Source organism: Nocardia sp. NPDC127526 (assembly GCF_042672265.1).
In the GTDB taxonomy this organism is placed as follows: domain Bacteria; phylum Actinomycetota; class Actinomycetes; order Mycobacteriales; family Mycobacteriaceae; genus Nocardia.
On the sequence record NZ_JBHXVO010000007.1, the window covers coordinates 1 to 19,793 of the forward strand.

Consider the following 19,793-nt stretch of genomic DNA (forward strand, 5'->3'; position numbering starts at 1 on the left):
GGCCCCGAACCCACACAGTTGATGCACCAACTGTCATCCCTGCCGTTAATTGACAGTTCGCCTGCGGCGGACCAACACACAGGCACACGGGCTGGGAACCGGACGGGCTGGGAACCGGACGGGCTGGGGACCCGGACCGGCGCTCGGCTTCACCGGGCGGCCCGCTCGCGACTATCCGGGTCGCGGACCCGGCCCTCCACTTGGGGGTTTGGGGGCTTGCCCCCAAATTTCTCCTTCTTTAGGGGGTGTGGGGGCGAAGCCCCCACGATCAACCCATCGTCCCCGTGGCATCGGGAGGCAGGGGCTCGGTGCGTGGTGTGTCTGCGGGGTCGCGGGCTATCAGCCCCCAGCGGCTGCTGGTCAAACGCAGGCTCGGTAAGTCCGAGAGGGATAGCACCACTTCGTAGGTGCGCTCGTAGCCGGTGTGGGCGATTCTCCATTGGCCGTCGGAGCACTTCACGTACTGGTCGGAGTAGAAGGCTGCGCCGCGGAGGAGCATGTTGTGGCCGGGGATGAGGACGGTGTCGGCCAGGTACCAGGTTCCGGTGGCGTTGTCGCCGTCCACGTCGATTTCGGGGTGGTCGCAGCGGTGTTCGGTGATGACGTGGGGGCCGAGGGTGTTGCGCATGAAGGCGAGGAAGGCGTCGCGCGATTCGAATTGGAGGTACTCGCTGTAGGTGGCGGTCGCCTCGGGAATCATGGTGTCGGCGAACTCCTCCCACGACTTGGTGTCGAGGGCACGCAGATACCGGAACTTCAGCCGGCTGATCGCGGCGACCGCATCGGAATCCATACCATCCACAATCCCATCAGGTATGCGGAATCCTTTGCCGATTGAGGCAGATCTGTACCGTATCGCTATCAGCCAGGTACCCCTGCGCCCCGATTCGGGCGGGGGGTGCGGGGCGGCGGGGCGGTCGGTCAGCCGTTGATGCTGAAGCAGGTTTTGCAGAAGTCCTCGCCGAACTCGGTCAGCCGCAGGCTCTTTCGCACGATCTTGGGCACCCGGCCGGCCTTCTTCAGGGCCTGCTCGACCACCGGCTGCACCTCCAGCACCATGTAGCGCGACAGCACCACCGGATCCTCCGACGTCATGGTGAGCCCGAGGCGGCTGAGGTTGATCAGGTAGTGGCGCGACCGGTCCGGGTAGCGGACGCCCGCCTGCTCCGGCACCGAGGTCAGATCGCCCTGCACCAGCTCGGAGCCGATGCCCAGCGGCCGGTTGGTGCGCACATCCACCGACGGCTGCGGGCCGTTCAAGGCCATGAACCGCAGGATGCGCGCCTCATCGGGCGCGAGCTGGTCGAGGATGCGGTCGTAGGCGGGATGCACGTCCTCGGTGAAGTACACATCGGCCGACCGCGCGAGCAGTGCGTCGCCGCGGCGGCGCAGTTCCTCGGAGCTGGCCGAGCGGACCAGGGCCCCTGACGGAATCGCGTGCTGGGCGGTCGGGCCGTTCATGGGGGTCGGCACATAGCTGACGATCTCGCGCACCGAACCCTCGGTGACCCCGAGCGCGCTGCGCGCGATGGACCGCAGCGCCGCCCCGGTGCGCTCCGCGATATCGGCCGACGACTCCCCGTCCAGCGCCGCCTGGGTCAGCTGTTTGGTGATCTCGAAACTGGTGCCGACCGCCCATTCGGTACCCCGCACCGCGGTGCCGACGGCCAGCCCGGCGGCCCGGAAGGCCCCCCGGATCAGCCGGGCCTCATTGCTGATCTGTCGCTTCTCCACATCCGAGCTGCGTTCCACGGCACGGGAACCCGGACGAACCACTTCCTGTCCGGTCCTGTCGTCTGCCACGTCATCTCCGAATATCGCCAGGTGAACAAACCGTTCACAGATTATGCCGCCGACAGACCCCAGGCACCTCGAACCCGGTAAGCCATGCGAAGGCTACCCCGTCCACAACCGACGACACGCCGTCCGATGTGACCCCCAACCCCCAAACCGCGCGCGATATGGATGTGGTCCCCGCCATTCTCGTGGTCCCATCGTGGGATCGGAACATCAGGATGAAGCAGTGTGACCGAGATCTCCGACCCAGACACCACTGGACTCGATTCCTGAACGCACAGTAAGGTCCGGGATGCCGATGGGGTGTGTACGCCGGCGGCAGTACCGGTGCAGGGTCGGCAGGAGGGTGTCGTGCTAGAGAGCGTCTTCGGAGTTCACCCGACAATTTTGCTGGAATTGATCACAATTCCCTTGTTCACCGGCGTGATCGGCTACATCACCAACTGGACCGGCGTGCTCATGCTGTTCAAGCCGATCGGTTTCCACGGCATCCGGGTTCCGGGACTCGCGGCCCTGTTTCCGTACTTGCCCAAACGAATTCAAGTGCTGCCGCTGCTCCAGTACGACGGGCGGATGGGCTGGCAGGGGATCGTGCCCTCACGTGCGGACAAGATGGCGTCCATCGCCGTGGACAAAGGGCTCGCGAAACTCGGCAACGTCGGGGACTTCTTTCGCGAACTCGGTCCCGACAAGCTCGCCGAGCATTTCACCGAAACCGCGGAACTACAGATTCGCGACATCGTCGAAGACATCCTGAAGCGCGAGCATCCGCAGCTTTGGTACAACCTGCCCAGCGGAGTCCGCGAGATGGTGCATCAGCGAGTCAAGGAGCAACTCCCCGATATTCTCCGGGAACTCACCAAGGAAATCGCCGACAACATCGATCAACTGGTCGACGTGAAGCAGATGGTCATTCGCTACTTCCAGGCGCGGCCGCAGTTGCTGAACAGTCTGTTCCAGGTGCTGGGCCAGAAGGAACTGCAGTTCATGCAGAACTTCGGCTTCTACTTCGGCGCACCCATGGGCCTGGTACTGGTAGGCATCCTGCATTGGACCGGATGGTCGGCGCTGCTGGTGCTGCCGCTGGGCGGGGTGATCATCGGCTGGGTGGTCAACTGGGTCGGCATCAACCTGATCTTCGTGCCCGCCTATCCCAAGTGGTGGTGCCCGTGGCGGCAGGGGCTGCTCGTGAAGCGGCAGTCGGAGATCACCGAGGGGTACGCGGACATGGTCTCCAGTCAGGTCATGACCGTCGCCAATATCGGCGACGAGATGCTCAACGGCCCGCGCTCGGACCGCACCATCCAGATGCTGGAGGACACCCTGCGACCCGCCGCGGACCGGGCGCTGGGGCCGGCCCGCGGCGCGGTCAAGTTCATGCTGGGCGGGCGCGAATACGACTCGCTGCAGGCGTCTTTCACCGCCGAGGCCAAGAACATCGCGCCCATCGCCTTCGCCGACCCGGCCTTCAACGCCCAGCAGGGCAAGCAGGTCTCGGAGTTCATCGCCAAACAAATGTCGGCGCTGGAGCCGCCGGACTTCGTGGACATGCTGCGATCGGCCATCAAACAAGACGAATGGCTTTTGTTCGTCCATGGCGGCGTGCTGGGGCTCTTCGCCGGTTACGCTCACATCCTGATCTTCGGCACAGGAGTGGCAACGACATGGATATGACCGAAACCGACTCGGGCGACGATGATCCCGTCGATACCTCCACCGAACTCGCGCTGCTCGAGCCCGCGCCGCTGCCGGTGCCGGTCTCGGAGCGGACGCCCGGTCGGTCTTCGGCAGCCCTGACCGGAACCGTGCGCACCGCGACCGGCGTTGCGCGCGTGGCCGTATCGGCCGCGGTGGAGGCCGGCTTCTGGAGCCTGCGCGCCACCCTCGGCGTCACCTCGGTGGTGCTGCGCGGCAGCATGACCGGTCGGGCCCCGCGCGAGATCCTCTCCGAAGCCGGTGCGCAGGTGCGGCATTCGGTCCGCGAGGCGCTCGGCGTCACCGCCCCGGTCAGCACGGCCGTCGCCGCACCGGAACCCTGCTCCCCCACCGATCTCCGTGCCCGCGGCGCCGAATTGCTGCGCCGCTCCGCCGATTTCCAGTCCGAGGACGACACCCACCTGCATCCCGCCTACGCCCGGATCCTGGGCGAGCTGGCGCCCGATGAAGCGCGCATCATCCGCTTCCTCTATCTGGACGGGCCGCAGCCGCTGCTGGCCGTCCGCACCGGCCGCACCAGCAGCCGTGGCGAATTCACGCTGCTGGGCGAGGACGCGGGGCTGCGCTACCCCAATCGCGTCGAGGAGTACCTCACCAATCTGGACCGCCTCGGCCTCACCGATATCGCGCGCGAACCGCTCGGCAATCCGAACCGGTATCAGCTGCTGGAGGCGCTGCCCGAGGTGCGCCGACTACTCAAGCGCACCTCGTTCGGCACCAAGGTGCTCTACCGCACCATCGAATTGACCTCGTTCGGAGCGGGATTCGTCCGGACCTGCCTGCCGGTGCCCGTGCTGGATCAAGGGACGCTCGAACAGCACGGCTGAACCGGATCAGGCGTTGTCGGCCAGTTCCAGCCAGCGCTCTTCGGTGGACTCCTTCTCGGCCTGCACCTGCTTGAGCTCCGCGCCCAGGGTGATGAGCTTGTCCGGGTCGGTGGCGGCCTCGGCGAGCTTGGCGTGCAGCTTCTCCTCGCGCTCGGTGAGTTTCTCGATCGCGCGCTCCAGCTTGGCCAGCTCCTTGCGAGCCGCCCGGTAGGCGGCCGAATCCGTCGCGGGGGCAGCGGTGTTCGCGGCCGGGGCGGCCTTGGCGACGGCGCCCGACTTCGCGGCGATGAGCGCCGTGCGCTTCTTCAGGTACTCCTCGATACCGCCGGGCAGGTTGGTGAGCTTGCCGTCACCGAACAGGGCCCAGGTGGAGTCGCAGATGCGCTCGATGAGGTAGCGGTCGTGGGAGATGACCACGAGGGTGCCCGCCCAGTTGTCGAGCAGATCCTCCAGCTGCTGCAGGGTGTCGATGTCCAGGTCGTTGGTGGGCTCGTCGAGGAGCAGGACATTGGGCTCGCTCATGAGGATCCGGGTCAGCTGCAGGCGGCGGCGCTCGCCACCGGAGAGGTCGCCGACCGGGGTGCGCTGTTTGGCGGGGGTGAAGCCCAGGCGTTCGGCCAGCTGGCTGGCGGTGATCTCCTTGTCGCCGAGCATGGTTCGCTGTGCCACGTCCTGGACGGCTTCCAGCACACGCATATCCAGGGGCAGGTCGTCGAGTTCCTGGCGGAGCCAGCCGATCTTGACGGTCTGGCCTTGAATGCGCTTGCCGGCCTTCAGGTCCGCGTCTCCGGCCAGCGCGCGCAGCAGCGTGGTCTTGCCGGAGCCGTTCACGCCGACCAGGCCGACGCGCTCGCCGGGAGCCAGCCGCCAGGTCAGATCCCGCACCAGCTCGCGGCCGTCGGGGGTGGCGAGGGTGGTGTCCTCGAGCTCGATCACCACGCGGCCCAGGCGTTTCCGGGCGAAGGAGGCCAGCGAGACCGAGTCGCGCGGCTCGGGAACATTGGCGATGAGCGCCTCGGCGGCCTCGATGCGGTAGCGCGGCTTGGAGGTGCGGGCGGGCGCGCCGCGGCGCAGCCAGGCCAGCTCCTTGCGCGCGAGATTCTGGCGGCGGGCCTCGCTGGCATCGGCCTGGCGGGCGCGTTCGGCGCGCGCGAAGATCCAGTCGTTGTAGCCGCCCTCGTAGGTCTCCACCTTGCCGCCCTGGACTTCCCAGGTGCGGGTGGCGACGGTGTCGAGGAACCAGCGGTCGTGGGTGACGACCACCAGGGCGCTGCGGCGGGCGAGCAGGTGCTCGGCCAGCCACTGCACGCCTTCGACATCGAGGTGGTTGGTGGGCTCGTCGAGCACGAGCAGATCGAGTTCGCGCACCAGGGCGGCGGCCAGGGCGGTGCGGCGGCGCTCGCCGCCGGAGAGGTTGGCGACGGGGGTGTCCATGCCGAGGTCGGCGATGCCGATGCCCTCGACGATCGAGCGGATGCGCTGGTTCGAGGCCCACTCGTGCTCGGCCACGCCATCGGTCATGGCATCGGCGGCGAGCCCGGCCAGCACGACCTCACCGACGGTCGCGCCCTCGGGCAGCACGCCGCGCTGGGTGACCACGGCCATCCGGAGTCCGCCGACCCGGCTGACCCGGCCGCTGTCCGGCTGTTCGAGCCCGGTCAGCACCTCCAGCAGCGTGGTCTTGCCGCCGCCGTTGAGACCCACGACCCCGATCCGCTCACCCTCCTGCACGCCGAGGGAGACGTTGTCCAGCAGCGGTTTGATGCCGAAGCTCTTGTTGACCGCTTCAAGGTTGATCAGGTTGGCCATGGGTCCTCTGTAGTCGATGCCAGGCGAAACGAAGATGTTTGCCCCGAGCAAGCGTACCGATCGCCGAGGATCGCCCCCGATCCGCTCGCCCCGCCCGCCCCGCGAAGTGAAAACGCGCCGACCGGGAACTGGTGGCGGTCGCTACTCGGGAGACGCCGCCACCAGTTCCCGTTGATCTCGAGTGGTCAGTGCTTGGCGGGTTCGGGGGAGTCGGTGATCACGCGGGCGCCGGGGACCGGGCCGTGGGCGGTGCGGACGCTGCGGCACACGCCCGCGCCGGAGAGCTCGGCGGCGACGGTCACCGCGGATTCCTCGCTGTCGCAGAGGAAGGCGCAGGTGGGCCCGGAGCCGGAGACGATTCCGGCCAGCGCTCCGGCCGCGACGCCCGCGCGCAGGGTGCGCCGTAGTTCCGGCTTCAGCGACAGGGCGGCGGCTTGCAGATCGTTGCCGAGCAAGGGGGCCAGCTGTTTCGCGTCACCGGAGGCCAGCGCCTGCATGAGGTCCTCGGGGCTGCCCAGGCGCGGCGGGTCGCCGGCTTCGCGCAGGCGGTCGAGTTCGCGGAAGACGGCGGGGGTGGACAGACCGCCCTTGGCGAGGGCGAGCACCCAGTGGAAGGTGTTGCGGGACAACACCGGCAGCAGCTTCTCGCCGCGACCGCGGCCCAGTGCGGTGCCGCCGTGCAGGGCGAAGGGCACGTCGCTGCCGAGTTCGGCTGCGATATTGGACAATTCGGTGCGGCCCAGGCCCAGTTCCCACAGATCGTTCAGGCCCACCAGCGCGGCCGCGGCATCGGCGCTGCCGCCCGCCATGCCGCCCGCCACCGGAATGCCTTTGGCAATGGCGATTTCCACCAGCGGCGCCCGCCCGCCGAGCGGCGCCAACCGCACGGCGGCCTGCCACACCAGATTGCCGCGATCGGTCGGCACCTGATCGGCGCTCTCGCCGGACACCTTCACCGTGAGGGAGGCGGCCGGCGAGATCCGCAGATCGTCACTGAGCGAGAGCGCTTGGAAAACCGTGGTGAGGTCGTGGTATCCGTCGTCGCGGAGGTCGCCCACCCCGAGGTGCAGGTTCACCTTCGAGGGCGCGCGCACGACGACGGGACTGGGCACAACTGACAGCACGGCCCAAGCCTAATCGGGGAAGCCGACTCCCGGGGTGCTCGGGGGCCGCACCCCCGAACGCCTTTCAGAGCAGGGCGCCGCCGGTGGCGTCGATCCACTGACCGGTGACCCAGCGGGAGTCGTTGGAGGCCAGGAACGCCACGATATCGGCGACATGGCCGGCATCGGCGACGCGGCGCAGCGGGGACATGGCGGTGACGGCCGCCCAGGCCTCGTCATTGCGCAGCCAGCCGGCGTTCATATCGGTGTCGATGACGCCGGGGGCGACGGCATTGACGGTGATGCCGCGCGCGCCGACCTCCTTGGCGAGGGTCGAGGTGAAGACATTGATCGCGCCCTTGGTCATCGAGTAGGCGATGAGCTCCGGCATGTGCGCGCCATTGGTGAGGCCGGTGGAGATGTTCACGATGCGGCCGTTGTCGCGAATGCGGTCCAGGCCCAGCTTGGTGACGAAGAACGGGGCCTTGGTGTTGACGGCGAAGACGCGGTCGAATTCGGCCTCCTCGGTACTCCCGATGGGTTCCCGCACACCGTCGATGCCGGCGTTGTTGACCAGGATGTCGAGCCCGTCGGCGTGGGCGTCGAAGGCGGCCCACAGCGCCTCGGCGTCACCGGGCACGCCCAGCGGGGCCTGGATGGCGAAGGCCGAGCCGCCCGCGGCCTCGATGGCGGTGACCGTCTCCTTCGCGGCGGCGGTATTGCCGTTGTAGTGCACGCCGACGCGCGCGCCGTCCCGGCCGAGTCGTTCCGCAATGGCCCGGCCGATGCCGCGTCCGCTGCCCGTGACCAGTGCCGTCTTGCCGGTGAGTGCGCCCATGAGCCCGCTCCATTTCTCTAGTGATCGTTACAGAAGGGACCGTAGCACATAATTTAGTGAGCGCTATAAAATTGCAGGTATGGCCACTCCCACCCGGGGCCGCCCCCGGTCCTTCGATCGAGATACCGCACTGGACAAGGCATTACGGCTGTTCTGGCGCAAGGGGTACGAGGCGACCTCGATTGCCGACCTCACCGCGGAGCTCGGCATCGGGGCGCCGAGCCTGTACGCGGCCTTCGGGGACAAGAAGACGCTGTTCGACGAGATCATCGATCTCTACGGCGGGCGCTACGGCGGCTTCGCCGGGCGCGCGCTCACCGAGGAGCCGAGCGGTATCGCGGCCATCCGGCGCACCCTGCGCGAGGCGGCCGTGGAGTACACCCAGCCGGGCCAGCCCAATGGCTGCATGATCATCAGCGCCGGGCTCAACACCACGAATGCCGAGGTGGCGGCGCGCCTCGAGGAGATGCGCAACAACAATGTGGCCGCCTTCGAGGAGGCGCTGCGGGCCGATATCGCCGCCGGGGCGCTGCCCGCCGAAACCGATGCGCGGGTGCTGGCGCGCTTCACCGCCTCGATGATGCAGGGCATGTCGCAATCCGCGCGCGACGGGGCGAGCCGGGAGGACCTGGAAAGGGTCGCCGAACTGGCACTTCAGGCTCTGCCGCGGCCCGCGGACACCCGCGACTGAGTTCGACCGGGCCGCGACGGGGAATTCCTCCGGCGAACTACTTGCGCCAGGTACCCATGGGGGGTATGTTTCTGGGTGTCGGGGATACCCCCACACCGTATCAACCGCGAGAAGGAGTCGACATGGCCACCAGCACCTACACCGTCACCGGAATGACCTGCGGCCACTGCGTCGGGTCGGTCAAGAAGGAGATCGGCAAGATCGATGGCGTCACCAGTGTCGACGTGGACCTCGCCAGCGGCCTGGTCAAGGTCGAGTCCAGCGCCCCGATCGCCGATGCCGATGTGACCGCCGCCGTGGACGAAGCGGGATACCAGGTGGTGGGCTGAATGAACGATCGACTGAAGTTCGCCGCGTTCGGCGGCGGACTGGTCGTATTGTTCGGGGCCGCGCTCGGCATCGGAGCCCTCGTGGGCGATCCGACCGGGCCGGCTCCGGCCACGACCACCGCGCACGGCGAACACGCCGCCACCGAGACGGGGCCGGGACTGCTCGACAGCGAGTCCGGATACTCGCTCGGCGAGATCACCGCCCCGACGGCCCCGAATCAACAGGGCGCGCTTCGGTTCCGGATCCAGGGACCGCAGGGCGCGGTCACGAAGTACAACACCCTGCACGACAAGAACCTGCACCTGATCGTGGTGCGTTCGGATGCGAGCCAGTTCCGGCACGTGCATCCCGAACTCGCCGCGGACGGCACCTGGTCCATCGACTGGAAGTGGGCCGAGCCCGGCGACTACCGGGTCTTCGCCGACTTCTCCCCCGCCGGCGGTCCCGGTGAACTCACCCTGAGCCGGATCGTCAATGTCGCGGGAAACGTCGCGGGCAAACCGCTTCCGGCACCTTCGAAGACCGCCGAAGTGGACGGCTACCAGGTCACCCTCACCGGTGATCTCACGAAAGCGGGCAGCGAACTGACGTTCACCGTCACCCGCGACGGCAAGCCGGTCACCGACCTGCAGCCCTACCTGGGCGCGTACGCGCACCTGGTGGCGCTGCGGGCGAGCGATCTCGCCTACCTGCACGTGCACCCCGAAGGCGAGGTCGGCAAGACCGCGCCCGGACCGGACGTCGCCTTCCACGCGCAAGCGCCGAGCGACGGCGAGTACCGCCTGTACCTGGACTTCCAGCACGGCGGCAAGGTGCACACCGCGGAATTCACCAATGAGACAACCACTGCCGCACCGGTATCCAGTGAGCCGGGCGGGCACGGAGAGCACGGAGGAGGTCACTGACATGAGCGCACCAGCCCCGGAGCGGTCAATCGAGTTGGAAATCGGTGGCATGACGTGCGCCTCCTGCGCGTCTCGAATCGAGAAGAAGCTCAACCGGATCGACGGTGTGACCGCCACCGTCAACTACGCCACCGAGAAGGCGAAGGTCAGCTTCCCGGACTCGGTGACGCCCGACGACCTGATCGCCAAGGTCGTCGACACCGGCTACACCGCCAGCGTGCACCACACCGAACCGGTGAAGTCCGCTGAACCCGAGGGTGATTCGGTTCCCACGGCGACCCAGCAGCTGCGTCACCGCCTGCTGGTGAGCCTGGCGCTGGCCATCCCCGTGGTCGCCATGGCCATGATCCCGGCCCTGCAGTTCACCAACTGGCAGTGGCTGTCGCTGACCCTCACCGCGCCCATCGTGGTGTGGGGCGGCGCGCAGTTCCACCGCGCGGCCTGGGTCAATGCCAAGCACGGCGCGGCCACCATGGACACCCTCATCTCGCTGGGCACCGCGGCCGCCTTCGGCTGGTCGGTGTACGCGCTGTTCTTCGGCGATGCCGGTCACCCCGGCATGAAACACCCCTTCAGCCTTGCCATTACCCGCGGCGACTCGTCCTCCGCCCTGTACTTCGAGGTGGCGGCGGTCCTGATCACGGCCATTCTGGCCGGGCGCTACTTCGAGACGCGCTCCAAGGAGAAGGCCGGCTCCGCCCTGCGGGCCCTGCTGGAAATGGGCGCCAAGGACGTGTCGGTCCTGCGCGGCGGCGTCGAAACCCGCATCCCCGTAGGCGATCTCCGAGTGGACGAGGAATTCCTGGTCCGCCCCGGCGAGAAGGTCGCCACCGACGGTGTTGTGGTGCACGGTAATTCGGCCGTCGACATGAGCATGCTCACCGGCGAGTCCGTTCCCGTCGAGGTCGGCCCCGGCGACCAGGTGGTCGGCGCCACCGTCAATGCCGGCGGCCTGCTGACCGTGCGCGCCACCCGCGTCGGCGCGGACACCCAGCTCGCCCAAATGGCCTCGCTCGTCGAGGAAGCCCAGAACGGCAAGGCTCCGGTGCAACGCCTGGCCGATCAGGTGGCCGGGATCTTCGTCCCGATCGTCATCGCCATTGCCGTTGCCGCCCTCGGCTTCTGGCTCGGCACGGGTGCGGCCGTGGCCACCGCCTTCGGCGCTGCGGTAGCGGTGCTCATCATCGCCTGCCCCTGCGCTCTGGGCCTGGCCACTCCGACCGCGCTGCTGGTGGGCACGGGTCGCGGTGCGCAACTGGGCATCCTGATCAAGGGCCCGCAGGTGCTGGAGTCCACCCGCCGCATCGACACCGTCGTCCTGGACAAGACCGGCACCGTCACCACCGGCAAAATGACTCTCGCCGAGGTGATCCCGGCCGCGGGCGTGGACGCCGACGAGCTGCTCAGCGTGGCCGCCGCCGTCGAGCACGGCTCCGAGCACCCGGTCGCCAAGGCCGTCGTGAACGGTGCCAAGGACCGCGACCTCGACACCGAACAGGTCGACCAGTTCGTCAGCCACGGCGGCAAGGGCGTCCAGGGTCTGGTCGGCGACCGCGCGGTCGTCATCGGCCGCACCGAACTCCTCGACGACTGGTCCATCCAGTTGCCCGAGGCGCTGGCCGCGGCCAAAACCGAGGCCGAGCAGGCAGGCAAGACCGCCATCGTGGTCGCCTGGGACGGTGAAGCACGCGGCATCCTCGTGATCGCCGACGCCATCAAACCGACCAGCGCCCAAGCGATCTCGGAAATGCGCGCCCTCGGCCTGACCCCCGTCCTCCTGACCGGTGACAACGCCGCCACCGCCCGCACCGTAGCGGACCAGGTGGGCATCGACGAGGTCATCGCCGAGGTCCTCCCCAGCGATAAGCTCGACGTGGTCAAAAAGCTCCAGGACCAGGGCAAGGTGGTCGCCATGGTCGGCGACGGAGTCAACGACGCCGCCGCCCTCGCCCAAGCCGACCTCGGCCTGGCCATGGGCACCGGCACCGACGTGGCCATCCAGGCAGCGGACCTCACCCTGATCCGCGACGACCTCCGCGCCGTCCCCACCTCCATCCGCCTGTCCCGAGCCACCCTCCGCACCATCAAGGGCAACCTGTTCTGGGCCTTCGGCTACAACGTGGCAGCCATCCCCCTGGCAGCCGCCGGCCTCCTGAACCCCATGCTCGCCGGTGCCGCCATGGCCCTGTCCAGCGTTTTCGTAGTCAGCAACAGCCTGCGCCTGCGCCGCTTCCGCGGCTGAGCCCCCACCAGGCGGCCCGTCGGTCTCATTTGGTATCCGGACGGCCCTTGACCACAGACTGCGTTGGGATCTGATCCCCGGACTTTGCCACCTGGATGCCAACGCGCTGCTCTCCACCATCACCTTCATGGTGGACAACCCGGAGGCTCGTGCCACCGTGACACCTGAACAATTGGAAGCGATGCTCTCGGCGCCGCCCGGCTGATCATGCGTCGTCAGGTGCTGCCCGGATGCGAGGGTTTGGTTCGGGACGCCTACACTGCGGACGCGCGACAGCCTGTCATGCGAAGCCGAGGAGGAGAGTTCATGACGTCTGCTACCGGTGCTGTACCGAGTCTTGCCGAGTATCTGGCTGCCGCGGGGGTGGAGGTTGCCGCTGTGGAGGCGGGGGCGCCGGGGGCGCCGGTGATTTCTATGCCGGTGCCGGAGGGGTGGCAGGAGGTGCCGGCGGCGGCTTTTCCGGGGGCGTACGGGGTTTGGGCTACCGCGCCGGAGGGCGGGTGGGCCGATAATGCGGTGCTGCTGCTGGGGAAGTTGTCGGAGACGGTGAATGCGGTCGAGTTGTTGGAGTGCGGGTTCACCGATGCGCGGCGGCTGCCGGAGTGGCGGGATATCGATACCGACAGTGGGGAGTTCGCGGGGTATCCGTCGAGTGCGATCACCGGGACCTATGTGGTGGAGCCGTTGACGTTGTGGGCTTACAACCGGTACATCGTGGTGGGGGTTGGGGCGGAACAGTATCTGGTGCAGTTGACCGTGACCACGAAGGAAGAGCATGACGGTGGGGATGCGGCGGCCATTGTGAACGGGCTGACGATTTCCGCGCGAGAAGGCTGATTCGGGGGAATCCCGGTGGGGCCGCTCGGATTTCGGTTCGGGCGGCCCTTTTCGTGCGCTAGGACTGCTGGGCCAGGCGGACGAAGGCCGCGGTGTCCAGGGTTTCACCGCGGGCCGTGGGGGCGATTCCGGCTGCCACGAGGCGCTTTTCGGCTTCGGCGGGGGAACCGGCCCAGGTGGCGAGGGCGGCGCGCAAGGTCTTGCGGCGCTGAGCGAATGCGGCGTCGACGACGGCGAAGACGCGGCGGCGGAAGTCGATGTCCTGCGGCCAGGGGGATTCGGTGAAGCGATCGATGCGGACCAGGCCGGATTCGACTTGCGGTACGGGCCAGAAGATCTGGCGGCCCACCGTGCCGGCGCGGCGAACAGTGCCGAAGAAGCCGGCCTTCACGCTAGGGACGCCGTAGATGCGGCCGCCGGGTTCGGCGGCCAGGCGGTCGGCGACCTCGAGCTGCACCATGACCAGAGCCGTTCGGATGGTGGGCAATTCGGCCATGAGGTGGAGCAGGACGGGGACCGCCACGTTGTAGGGGAGGTTGGCGACCAGGGCGGTGGGCCCGGCGGGGAGGTCGGCGCGGGTCACCTTCATGGCGTCCATGCCGACCACGTGCAGCCGGTCGGCGAGTTCGGGGGCGCGGTCGCGCACGGTCTGCGGCAGGTGCCCGGCCAGGGTGGGGTCGATCTCGACGGCGACCACGCGGTCGACCACGTCGAGCAGCGCGAGGGTCAGCGAACCCAGGCCGGGCCCGACCTCGAGAACCACGTCGTCGCGGCCGACGCCGGCGGTGGTGACGATCCGCCGCATGGTGTTGGCGTCGTGGACGAAGTTCTGCCCGAGTTGCTTGGTCGGGCGTACGCCGAATCGCTCCGCCAGCTCCCGTACTTCGGCGGGACCCAGCAGGGCGGCTTTACCTCGACCAGCGATTTCGGTGTCGGACATTCTCCGAAACCTATCAAGCACCGCCCGGTCAGTTGTCTTCGGTGGCGTCCTGATGGCCCGCGCACCACTGCTCGGCGGGCACGATCGCCTGGACTTCGGCAATGTGCTCGCCGCAACCGGACCAGGTGGTCTTACCGCAGGAACAGCGGACAGGCTGACACATGAATGGATTCCTTTCAGGACACGGTGGGGCTTGCCAGCATACGGGTGGTGAACTCGTCCATTGCCGCGTACATCTGCGGAGAGAGCTGCACGTGCGGCCCCGTGCCGACGACCGTCTCGTAATTCACGCCGGCGGCGCTGAACTGCGCGGCGAGGGCGGCGTGCAGCGGCGAGGGCACCACATAGTCGGCGGCATTGAGCAGCAACAGGATCGGCGCGGTGTAGCCGGAGGTAGGAATCCGCATGTAGGCGTCGACGGCGGCCCGGAAGCCGGGATCGTCGAGCGGGCGGGCGAGGAGTTCGCCGATGGCGGAGCCGCCGACGGTGCGGGCGATGTCGTAGTAGCACTGGCTCGCGGCCGCATCCAGCACGTCGCGGCCGCGCGGCGTCAGGTAGCCGTCGACATCGAGTTCCGGATGCACCTCCCGCAGACCGGCCAGAATGCTGACGATCAGCCCGACGGCCTCATTGCTCTGCGCCACCGGCAGCGCCGGCACGCCGGGCCCGAGCAGCGGCACGAACTTCTCGATATCCGAGGCCGGATCGACCGCGATGACCCCGCGGAAGTCGAGCTCGGGCGCCAGGCTCCCCGCCAGATTCGCCGCGCCCAGCGCCGCGTGCCCGCCCTGCGAGAACCCGGTGACCGCCCAGGTGCGCGAGAGATCCGGCCGGGCCGCCCGCGCGGCCTTGACCATATCGATGGTGGCGGTCGCCTCGGTGCGTAGCTCCAGATACGGGTGCGGCCCGGTGTCGAACAGCCCCAGCCCGAGGTAATCCGGTGCGGCGACGGCGAATCCGCGCGAGAGCAGATACCGGATCCGGTCATCGGTGTTCCGGCCGCTCACCGGATCCGGCCCGCTCATGCCGCCGCAGCCCGCGCCGAGCCCGGAGGTGCCGTGGTCGTAGGCCATGATCGGCCAGCCGCCCGCCGGGGCGGGACCCTCGGGAATCAGCAGCGCACCGCTGGCCCGCACCGGTTCGCCATTGGAGCGGGTGGTCCAGTAGGTCAGCACCGAACCATTGGGCTGATCGTGGAATCCGGCGGGCTGCGCGGTTGCCGCGATGAGCGTGCCCGGCGCATCGGCGTGCGCCGGGCCCACCGGCAGGACTGCCAGCGCACTCGCGGCCACGGCGGACGCAATCAGGCTGCGAGCGACGACACTGTTCAAACGCATTCGACCTCCATCGGTCCCACCCCGGAAACAGATTTGATCTCCGGGCGAGTCTAACGGCGGGCCGATTAGCTAATGAATTGCCAGTCAGGGCGTAACCGGTGTGGCCAGCACGCGCGCGGTGAAGGCGTCGATGGCCGCCCACATCTGCGGGTTCAGCTCCGTGTGCTGCCCCATGCCCACGACGGTTTCGTACTGCACACCATTCGCGGCGAGCTGCGCGGCCAGCGCGGCGTGCAGCGGCGACGGCACGACGATGTCGGTGGCATTGAGCAGCAACAATATCGGCGCGTCATAGCCGGCGGTCGGCAGCATCATGTACTCGTCGACGGCGGCGCGGAAGCGCGGATCGTCGAGCGGGCGGCTCAGCATCTCCCCGATGGACATCCCTTCCACCGACTTCATGATGTCGAGGAAGCACAGGGCCGAGGAGTCGTCGAGCACCTGCCGTCCGCGCGGAGTCAGGTAGCTGTCGACATCGAGTTCCGGATGCGTCTCACGCAAGCCCACCAGCATGCTGACCACGAAACCGTTGACGGCAGCGCCGTTCTCGCCCGGCACCGCGGGTACGGCCGGGCCGAGGTACGGCAGCACCTTCTCCACATCGGAGGCCGGATCGGAGGCGATGACGCCGCGGAAATCCAGATCGGGCGCGGTGAACTGCTGCAGATGCGCCGCACTCAGCGCCGCGTGCCCGCCCTGCGAGAACCCGATCACCGACCAGGTGCGCGAGAGGTCGGACCGGGCCGCGCGGGCGGCCTTGACCAGATCGATGGTCGCGCTCGCCTCGGTCCGGGTTTCGAGATACGGGTGCGGGCCGGTGTCGAAGCGCCCCAGCCCGAGATAGTCGGGCGCCACGACCGCGAATCCCTTGCCGACCAGTTTCCGCAGCATGGCGCTCTCGCGGTCGCGGCCGCCATTGGCGGTGGTGAGGTCGGTCTGCCCGCCGCAGCCCGGGCCGAGACCGGAGGTGCCGTGGTCGTAGGCCAGGATCGGCCAGCCGCCCGCGGGCGCCGGCCCATCCGGCAGGTACAGCGCGCCGCTGGCCTGCACCGGTTCACCGTTCGAGCGGGTGGTCCAGTAGTCGACGATGTAGGCGTTGGAGATTCCGCGGAAGCCGCTCTGTGCGCTTGCCTCGATCACCGCGCCCGCCGGGGCCGCCTGAGCCGGAGCGCCGGGGGCCGCCAGGACGACCCCCGTCGCCGCTACGGCCGCGGTGAAAATCCGCGTGCGCCAATCGAACAACCGCATGAATCCTCCATCAGGCCCGACCCTCAGACAAATTGCGTGCCGGGCCGAGTTTATAGATCTGATCAATTGCCCAGTTTGAGAAAACTCTGGCAATGCGATTGACGATCGTTGGAACTTGTTCTAATTTCTCGCCATGTTGCGCAGATACGACGGCCGTCGAGTACTAGTCACGGGTGCCGGTTCCGGCATCGGGCAGGGGGTCGCCCTCCGGCTCCTCGAAGAGGGGGCGCGACTGGTCGCCGCCGATATCAACGAACCGGGCCTGGCCGCCACCGTGGAGGCCGTTCCCGCCGACCAGCGCGACCGGCTGCACACCGTCCCCCTGGACGTCGCCGATCCCGAATCCGTCCGCACCGCCACCGCCGCGGCCCTCGAATTCCTCGGCGGCCTGGACGTTCTCGTCAATGCCGCGGGCATCATGCGCGCCGCCCACACCCATGAGATGCCGCTGGAGACCTGGAATCAGGTGATCACGGTCAACCTCACCGGCACCTTCCTCATGTGCCAGGCCGCCCTGCCCGCCCTCGTCGACTCCGGTCACGGCGTGATCGTGAACTTCTCCTCCACCTCGGCCTTCGGCTCCGTGCCCTATATGGCCGCGTACGCCGCGTCCAAGGCGGGCGTCAACGCCCTCACCCACGCCCTCGCGCTGGAATACGTGAAAAAGGGTGTGCGCGCGGTGAATATCGTCCCCGGCGGCATCAGCACCGGCATCACCTCGGGCCTGAACCTCCCGGCCGACGCCGACTGGACCCTGCTGGCCCGCCTCCCCGGCTGGCTGGAGGGCGGCATGCTCGGCAAGCCCGAGGACATCGCGGGCGTGGTGGCCATGGCGGCTTCCGACGACGGCCGCTACATGACCGGCACCGAATTGCGCGTGGACGGTGGAGCGCTGATGTAGCGACCGCGCCCCGTTGGGCTAACTCAGACCCAAGCGGGAGGTGCAGGCGGGCCAGGCTCCCCAGCCTTGGCGGGCGCGCGTCACCTCGGCGATGGCGATCTGCTCCTCGCGGGTCGCCAGGTCCGCGCGGGGCGCGTAGCGCAGCCCGCCCTGGCGCGCCCAGGTGCTCTCGTCGAACTGGATGCCGCCGTAGTAGCCGTTGCCGGTATTGATGGCCCAGTTGCCGCCGGATTCGCACTTGGCCAGCGCGTCCCAGGTGGCGCCGTCCTTGACCTCGGGCACCTCGGTGCCGGGCTTGGCGCCCTTGCGGACGGTCTTGGGCGCGGCGGGGGTGATCACCGTGGAGTTGATCGGATCCTTGCCCGCCTCATGCCCGTTCACGATGGACACGGCGAAGGTGACGTCGTGGACGCCGGGCACGCCCGGGTTCTCCACAATGGTGCGGCTCATATTGAGCGTCGGGTCCTCGATGATGTTCTCCGGCGGATCGAGCGGCAGGCGCTCGACGCGGTTCTCGACGACCTTGCGGGTGACGGTGATCTTCATGCCGTCGGTGAGCGGGGTGTCGGCGGCCGGGACCACGGAGTCCTGATTGGCCAGCGGGACGCCCTGCACCTCGAGCAGCTGGCCGACGGTGGGCGCGGCCAGGCGCACCAGGCCGAGCGGTCCGCCCATATCGGATAGCTCCACGGTGCGCGGGTTGGTGATGAGCATGGCCGCGCCCTCGAGGGGCAGCGGGCTCGGCCGCGACGGCGAGGTCCACACATCGTGCGGCAGGCCCAGTTTGACGACGGCCTCGGCGACGGTGAGTGCGGTGGTCCACGCCTTGGACGGTTTGCCGTCCACCACGAGCGCGACCTCGCGCGCCCGGTTCAGCGTGATGGTGGCGCCGTCGGCGACCCGCTCACCCGCGGACGGGGAAACATCGTCGCGGTCCGACAGCGCGTAGCCGGCGTCCTTGAGCACGCCGCGCACATCGCCGAACATAGTGTGCTGCGTGAGCTTCTGACCGTCGACGACCACCGTGACGCTCTTCTTGTTCACGATGGCCAGGCCCGCGCCGACGATCAACGTGACCAGCATCGCCGCGATGGCGCCGTACAGCAGCGGCGAGCGCGACGAGTTGATCTTCGCAAGAGCGTTCATCGGAAATCCCGGCATGGTCACAGTACGATAACGAGGGGGTCATGAATTGACAACCGATACGCGCCGAACTGCGGCAACGAAAATCACGAGGTGATATCGAACCGCAGGTTAATCACGATCGCACTGGATCATAGTGAGGTAGCGCACAATCGCCAACCCGGGGGGTTGGTTCGAAATGTGAACAATGGCGCGATGGTTGGCGCGTCCCGCAATGGGAGGCAATGCGTGGCAATCAGATTCCGTAGACCCGGCGCGCATTCGCGGTAGTGATCTTGGCCAGCGCCGCCGGTTCCTGCTCCCGCAGTTCTGCCAGCGCACGCAGGGTGTACGGCAGCATGTACGACTCGTTGGGCGCACCCCGGAACGGATGCGGGGTCAAAAACGGCGCGTCCGTTTCGACCAGAATCTGCTCATCCGGTACGAGTTTCGCGGCTTCCCGCAATTCATGAGCATTCTTGAAACTCACGGTTCCCGAGAAACTCAGCACATAGCCCTGATCCACGCAGGCCATGGCCATGGTGGCATCGGAGGAGAAGCAGTGGAAGATCACCGTTTCCGGCGCGCCCTCGTCCAGCAGCACGGTGAGCAGGTCGTGATCGGCCTCACGATTGTGGATCATGAGCGGTTTGCCGAGCCGTTTGGCCAGGTCGATATGCCAGCGGAAACCCTCGATCTGGGTCTCGATATCGGCACATCCGTCCAGCTTCCCTGGCCAGTAGTAATCGAGCCCGGTCTCACCCACCGCGACTACACGAGGATCCGCGGCCAGCCGCTCCAGCTCCGCCTTGGCAGCATCGTCGAGGGCATTGGCGCGGGTCGGATGCAGCGCGACCGCCGCGTACACCCGGAAGTCCCAGTTGGCGGCCTGCACCGCGAAGCGGGCGGCGGCCAGATCGTCGGCCACGGTCACCACCTCGCGCACGCCCACGCGCGCGGCCCGGTCCACAATGGCCGCAACCGATTCCGCGTCCGTGGCCCCGCAGGCGTCCAGATGGGTGTGCGCGTCCACCAGCGGCGCCAGCGGCTCCGGCGGTTCGGGCGCAGGTCGGCGGCTACTCATGGGCGACACCGGCCACGGGGATATTCACGCGAGCGTGTAGAGGCACGCAGATAGAGTAGACACACC

General features: G+C 68.1%; 19 protein-coding genes. 8 read left to right on the top strand and 11 right to left on the bottom strand.

Features of this window, described 5'->3' with window-relative positions; genetic code table 11:
- Positions 1–268 precede the first annotated feature (268 nt).
- Positions 269–793, bottom strand: a complete 525-nt coding sequence (locus ACFVIV_RS14870) for a nuclear transport factor 2 family protein (RefSeq protein ID WP_379196398.1) — start codon at positions 791–793, stop codon at positions 269–271.
- A gap of 128 nt (positions 794–921) precedes the next feature.
- Complete coding sequence (locus ACFVIV_RS14875; protein ID WP_379196399.1) at positions 922–1,803, bottom strand: DUF4393 domain-containing protein; 882 nt, start codon at positions 1,801–1,803, stop codon at positions 922–924.
- Positions 1,804–2,193: 390 nt separating this feature from the next.
- Here ACFVIV_RS14875 and ACFVIV_RS14880 point away from each other — a divergent pair, with 390 nt between their 5' ends.
- Together ACFVIV_RS14880 and ACFVIV_RS14885 are read left to right on the top strand one after the other, a co-directional pair.
- Complete coding sequence (locus tag ACFVIV_RS14880) at positions 2,194–3,471, top strand: hypothetical protein (protein ID WP_379196401.1); 1,278 nt, start codon at positions 2,194–2,196, stop codon at positions 3,469–3,471.
- Positions 3,468–4,340, top strand: a complete 873-nt coding sequence (locus tag ACFVIV_RS14885) for an Abi-alpha family protein (protein WP_379196403.1) — start codon at positions 3,468–3,470, stop codon at positions 4,338–4,340. The genes ACFVIV_RS14880 and ACFVIV_RS14885 overlap by 4 nt, the downstream gene beginning before the upstream one ends.
- Before the next feature lie 6 nt (positions 4,341–4,346).
- Here the strand turns inward: ACFVIV_RS14885 and ACFVIV_RS14890 are convergent, their stop codons facing one another.
- The 3 genes from ACFVIV_RS14890 to ACFVIV_RS14900 form a co-directional block, all read right to left on the bottom strand.
- Complete coding sequence (locus ACFVIV_RS14890) at positions 4,347–6,149, bottom strand: ABC-F family ATP-binding cassette domain-containing protein (protein WP_379196405.1); 1,803 nt, start codon at positions 6,147–6,149, stop codon at positions 4,347–4,349.
- Between the two features lie 185 nt (positions 6,150–6,334).
- On the bottom strand, positions 6,335–7,273 hold the full coding sequence (locus tag ACFVIV_RS14895) for a 4-(cytidine 5'-diphospho)-2-C-methyl-D-erythritol kinase (RefSeq protein ID WP_379196407.1): 939 nt from the start codon (positions 7,271–7,273) through the stop codon (positions 6,335–6,337).
- A gap of 64 nt (positions 7,274–7,337) precedes the next feature.
- Positions 7,338–8,090, bottom strand: a complete 753-nt coding sequence (locus ACFVIV_RS14900) for an SDR family oxidoreductase (RefSeq protein WP_379196409.1) — start codon at positions 8,088–8,090, stop codon at positions 7,338–7,340.
- Between the two features lie 79 nt (positions 8,091–8,169).
- On the opposite strand from ACFVIV_RS14900, the gene ACFVIV_RS14905 reads away from it, so the two are divergent.
- The 5 genes from ACFVIV_RS14905 (at position 8,170) to ACFVIV_RS14925 (ending at position 13,095) form a co-directional block, all read left to right on the top strand.
- Positions 8,170–8,781, top strand: a complete 612-nt coding sequence (locus ACFVIV_RS14905) for a TetR/AcrR family transcriptional regulator (RefSeq protein WP_379196411.1) — start codon at positions 8,170–8,172, stop codon at positions 8,779–8,781.
- Between the two features lie 122 nt (positions 8,782–8,903).
- Entirely contained in the window at positions 8,904–9,110 is a 207-nt protein-coding gene (locus ACFVIV_RS14910; protein WP_379196413.1) for a heavy-metal-associated domain-containing protein, read from the top strand.
- Positions 9,111–10,016, top strand: coding sequence for a hypothetical protein (locus ACFVIV_RS14915; RefSeq protein WP_379196415.1), 906 nt, complete (start codon positions 9,111–9,113; stop codon positions 10,014–10,016).
- A gap of 1 nt (position 10,017) precedes the next feature.
- Positions 10,018–12,258, top strand: coding sequence for a heavy metal translocating P-type ATPase (locus ACFVIV_RS14920; RefSeq protein ID WP_379196417.1), 2,241 nt, complete (start codon positions 10,018–10,020; stop codon positions 12,256–12,258).
- Positions 12,259–12,564: 306 nt separating this feature from the next.
- Positions 12,565–13,095: an LpqN/LpqT family lipoprotein gene (locus ACFVIV_RS14925; protein WP_379196419.1), complete on the top strand. Its 531-nt coding sequence runs from the start codon at positions 12,565–12,567 to the stop codon at positions 13,093–13,095.
- Between the two features lie 58 nt (positions 13,096–13,153).
- Here ACFVIV_RS14925 and rsmA read toward each other — a convergent pair whose 3' ends face one another.
- From rsmA to ACFVIV_RS14945, 4 genes are all read right to left on the bottom strand, one after another.
- Positions 13,154–14,035 carry a 16S rRNA (adenine(1518)-N(6)/adenine(1519)-N(6))-dimethyltransferase RsmA gene (gene rsmA, locus ACFVIV_RS14930; RefSeq protein ID WP_379196421.1) on the bottom strand — a complete coding sequence of 294 codons (882 nt, stop codon included), beginning with the start codon at positions 14,033–14,035 and terminating at the stop codon, positions 13,154–13,156.
- Positions 14,036–14,063: 28 nt separating this feature from the next.
- Positions 14,064–14,198, bottom strand: a complete 135-nt coding sequence (locus tag ACFVIV_RS14935; RefSeq protein ID WP_379196423.1) for a hypothetical protein — start codon at positions 14,196–14,198, stop codon at positions 14,064–14,066.
- 13 nt (positions 14,199–14,211) lie between these two features.
- Positions 14,212–15,372: a lipase family protein gene (locus ACFVIV_RS14940; RefSeq protein WP_379196425.1), complete on the bottom strand. Its 1,161-nt coding sequence runs from the start codon at positions 15,370–15,372 to the stop codon at positions 14,212–14,214.
- Positions 15,373–15,456: 84 nt separating this feature from the next.
- Positions 15,457–16,620: a lipase family protein gene (locus ACFVIV_RS14945; protein WP_379196427.1), complete on the bottom strand. Its 1,164-nt coding sequence runs from the start codon at positions 16,618–16,620 to the stop codon at positions 15,457–15,459.
- A gap of 136 nt (positions 16,621–16,756) precedes the next feature.
- Between ACFVIV_RS14945 and ACFVIV_RS14950 the strand changes: the two genes are divergently transcribed.
- Positions 16,757–17,521, top strand: coding sequence for an SDR family NAD(P)-dependent oxidoreductase (locus ACFVIV_RS14950; RefSeq protein ID WP_379196853.1), 765 nt, complete (start codon positions 16,757–16,759; stop codon positions 17,519–17,521).
- 18 nt (positions 17,522–17,539) lie between these two features.
- Here ACFVIV_RS14950 and ACFVIV_RS14955 read toward each other — a convergent pair whose 3' ends face one another.
- Complete coding sequence (locus ACFVIV_RS14955; protein ID WP_379196429.1) at positions 17,540–18,667, bottom strand: transglycosylase family protein; 1,128 nt, start codon at positions 18,665–18,667, stop codon at positions 17,540–17,542.
- Between the two features lie 232 nt (positions 18,668–18,899).
- Positions 18,900–19,727: a TatD family hydrolase gene (locus ACFVIV_RS14960; protein WP_379196431.1), complete on the bottom strand. Its 828-nt coding sequence runs from the start codon at positions 19,725–19,727 to the stop codon at positions 18,900–18,902.
- Positions 19,728–19,793: the final 66 nt, after the last annotated feature.

What these genes read in the sequence shown, in the direction of transcription:
- ACFVIV_RS14910 (WP_379196413.1), top strand. Translation starts at nt 8,904, where the DNA reads ATGGCCACCAGCACCTACACCGTCACCGGAATGACCTGCGGCCACTGC.
- ACFVIV_RS14885 (WP_379196403.1), top strand. Translation starts at nt 3,468, where the DNA reads ATGACCGAAACCGACTCGGGCGACGATGATCCCGTCGATACCTCCACC.
- ACFVIV_RS14915 (WP_379196415.1), top strand. Translation starts at nt 9,111, where the DNA reads ATGAACGATCGACTGAAGTTCGCCGCGTTCGGCGGCGGACTGGTCGTA.
- ACFVIV_RS14900 (WP_379196409.1), bottom strand. Translation starts at nt 8,090, where the DNA reads ATGGGCGCACTCACCGGCAAGACGGCACTGGTCACGGGCAGCGGACGC.
- ACFVIV_RS14945 (WP_379196427.1), bottom strand. Translation starts at nt 16,620, where the DNA reads ATGCGGTTGTTCGATTGGCGCACGCGGATTTTCACCGCGGCCGTAGCG.
- ACFVIV_RS14960 (WP_379196431.1), bottom strand. Translation starts at nt 19,727, where the DNA reads ATGAGTAGCCGCCGACCTGCGCCCGAACCGCCGGAGCCGCTGGCGCCG.
- ACFVIV_RS14935 (WP_379196423.1), bottom strand. Translation starts at nt 14,198, where the DNA reads ATGTGTCAGCCTGTCCGCTGTTCCTGCGGTAAGACCACCTGGTCCGGT.
- rsmA (WP_379196421.1), bottom strand. Translation starts at nt 14,035, where the DNA reads ATGTCCGACACCGAAATCGCTGGTCGAGGTAAAGCCGCCCTGCTGGGT.
- ACFVIV_RS14955 (WP_379196429.1), bottom strand. Translation starts at nt 18,667, where the DNA reads ATGAACGCTCTTGCGAAGATCAACTCGTCGCGCTCGCCGCTGCTGTAC.
- ACFVIV_RS14920 (WP_379196417.1), top strand. Translation starts at nt 10,018, where the DNA reads ATGAGCGCACCAGCCCCGGAGCGGTCAATCGAGTTGGAAATCGGTGGC.
- ACFVIV_RS14925 (WP_379196419.1), top strand. Translation starts at nt 12,565, where the DNA reads ATGACGTCTGCTACCGGTGCTGTACCGAGTCTTGCCGAGTATCTGGCT.
- ACFVIV_RS14890 (WP_379196405.1), bottom strand. Translation starts at nt 6,149, where the DNA reads ATGGCCAACCTGATCAACCTTGAAGCGGTCAACAAGAGCTTCGGCATC.
- ACFVIV_RS14870 (WP_379196398.1), bottom strand. Translation starts at nt 793, where the DNA reads ATGGATTCCGATGCGGTCGCCGCGATCAGCCGGCTGAAGTTCCGGTAT.
- ACFVIV_RS14905 (WP_379196411.1), top strand. Translation starts at nt 8,170, where the DNA reads ATGGCCACTCCCACCCGGGGCCGCCCCCGGTCCTTCGATCGAGATACC.
- ACFVIV_RS14940 (WP_379196425.1), bottom strand. Translation starts at nt 15,372, where the DNA reads ATGCGTTTGAACAGTGTCGTCGCTCGCAGCCTGATTGCGTCCGCCGTG.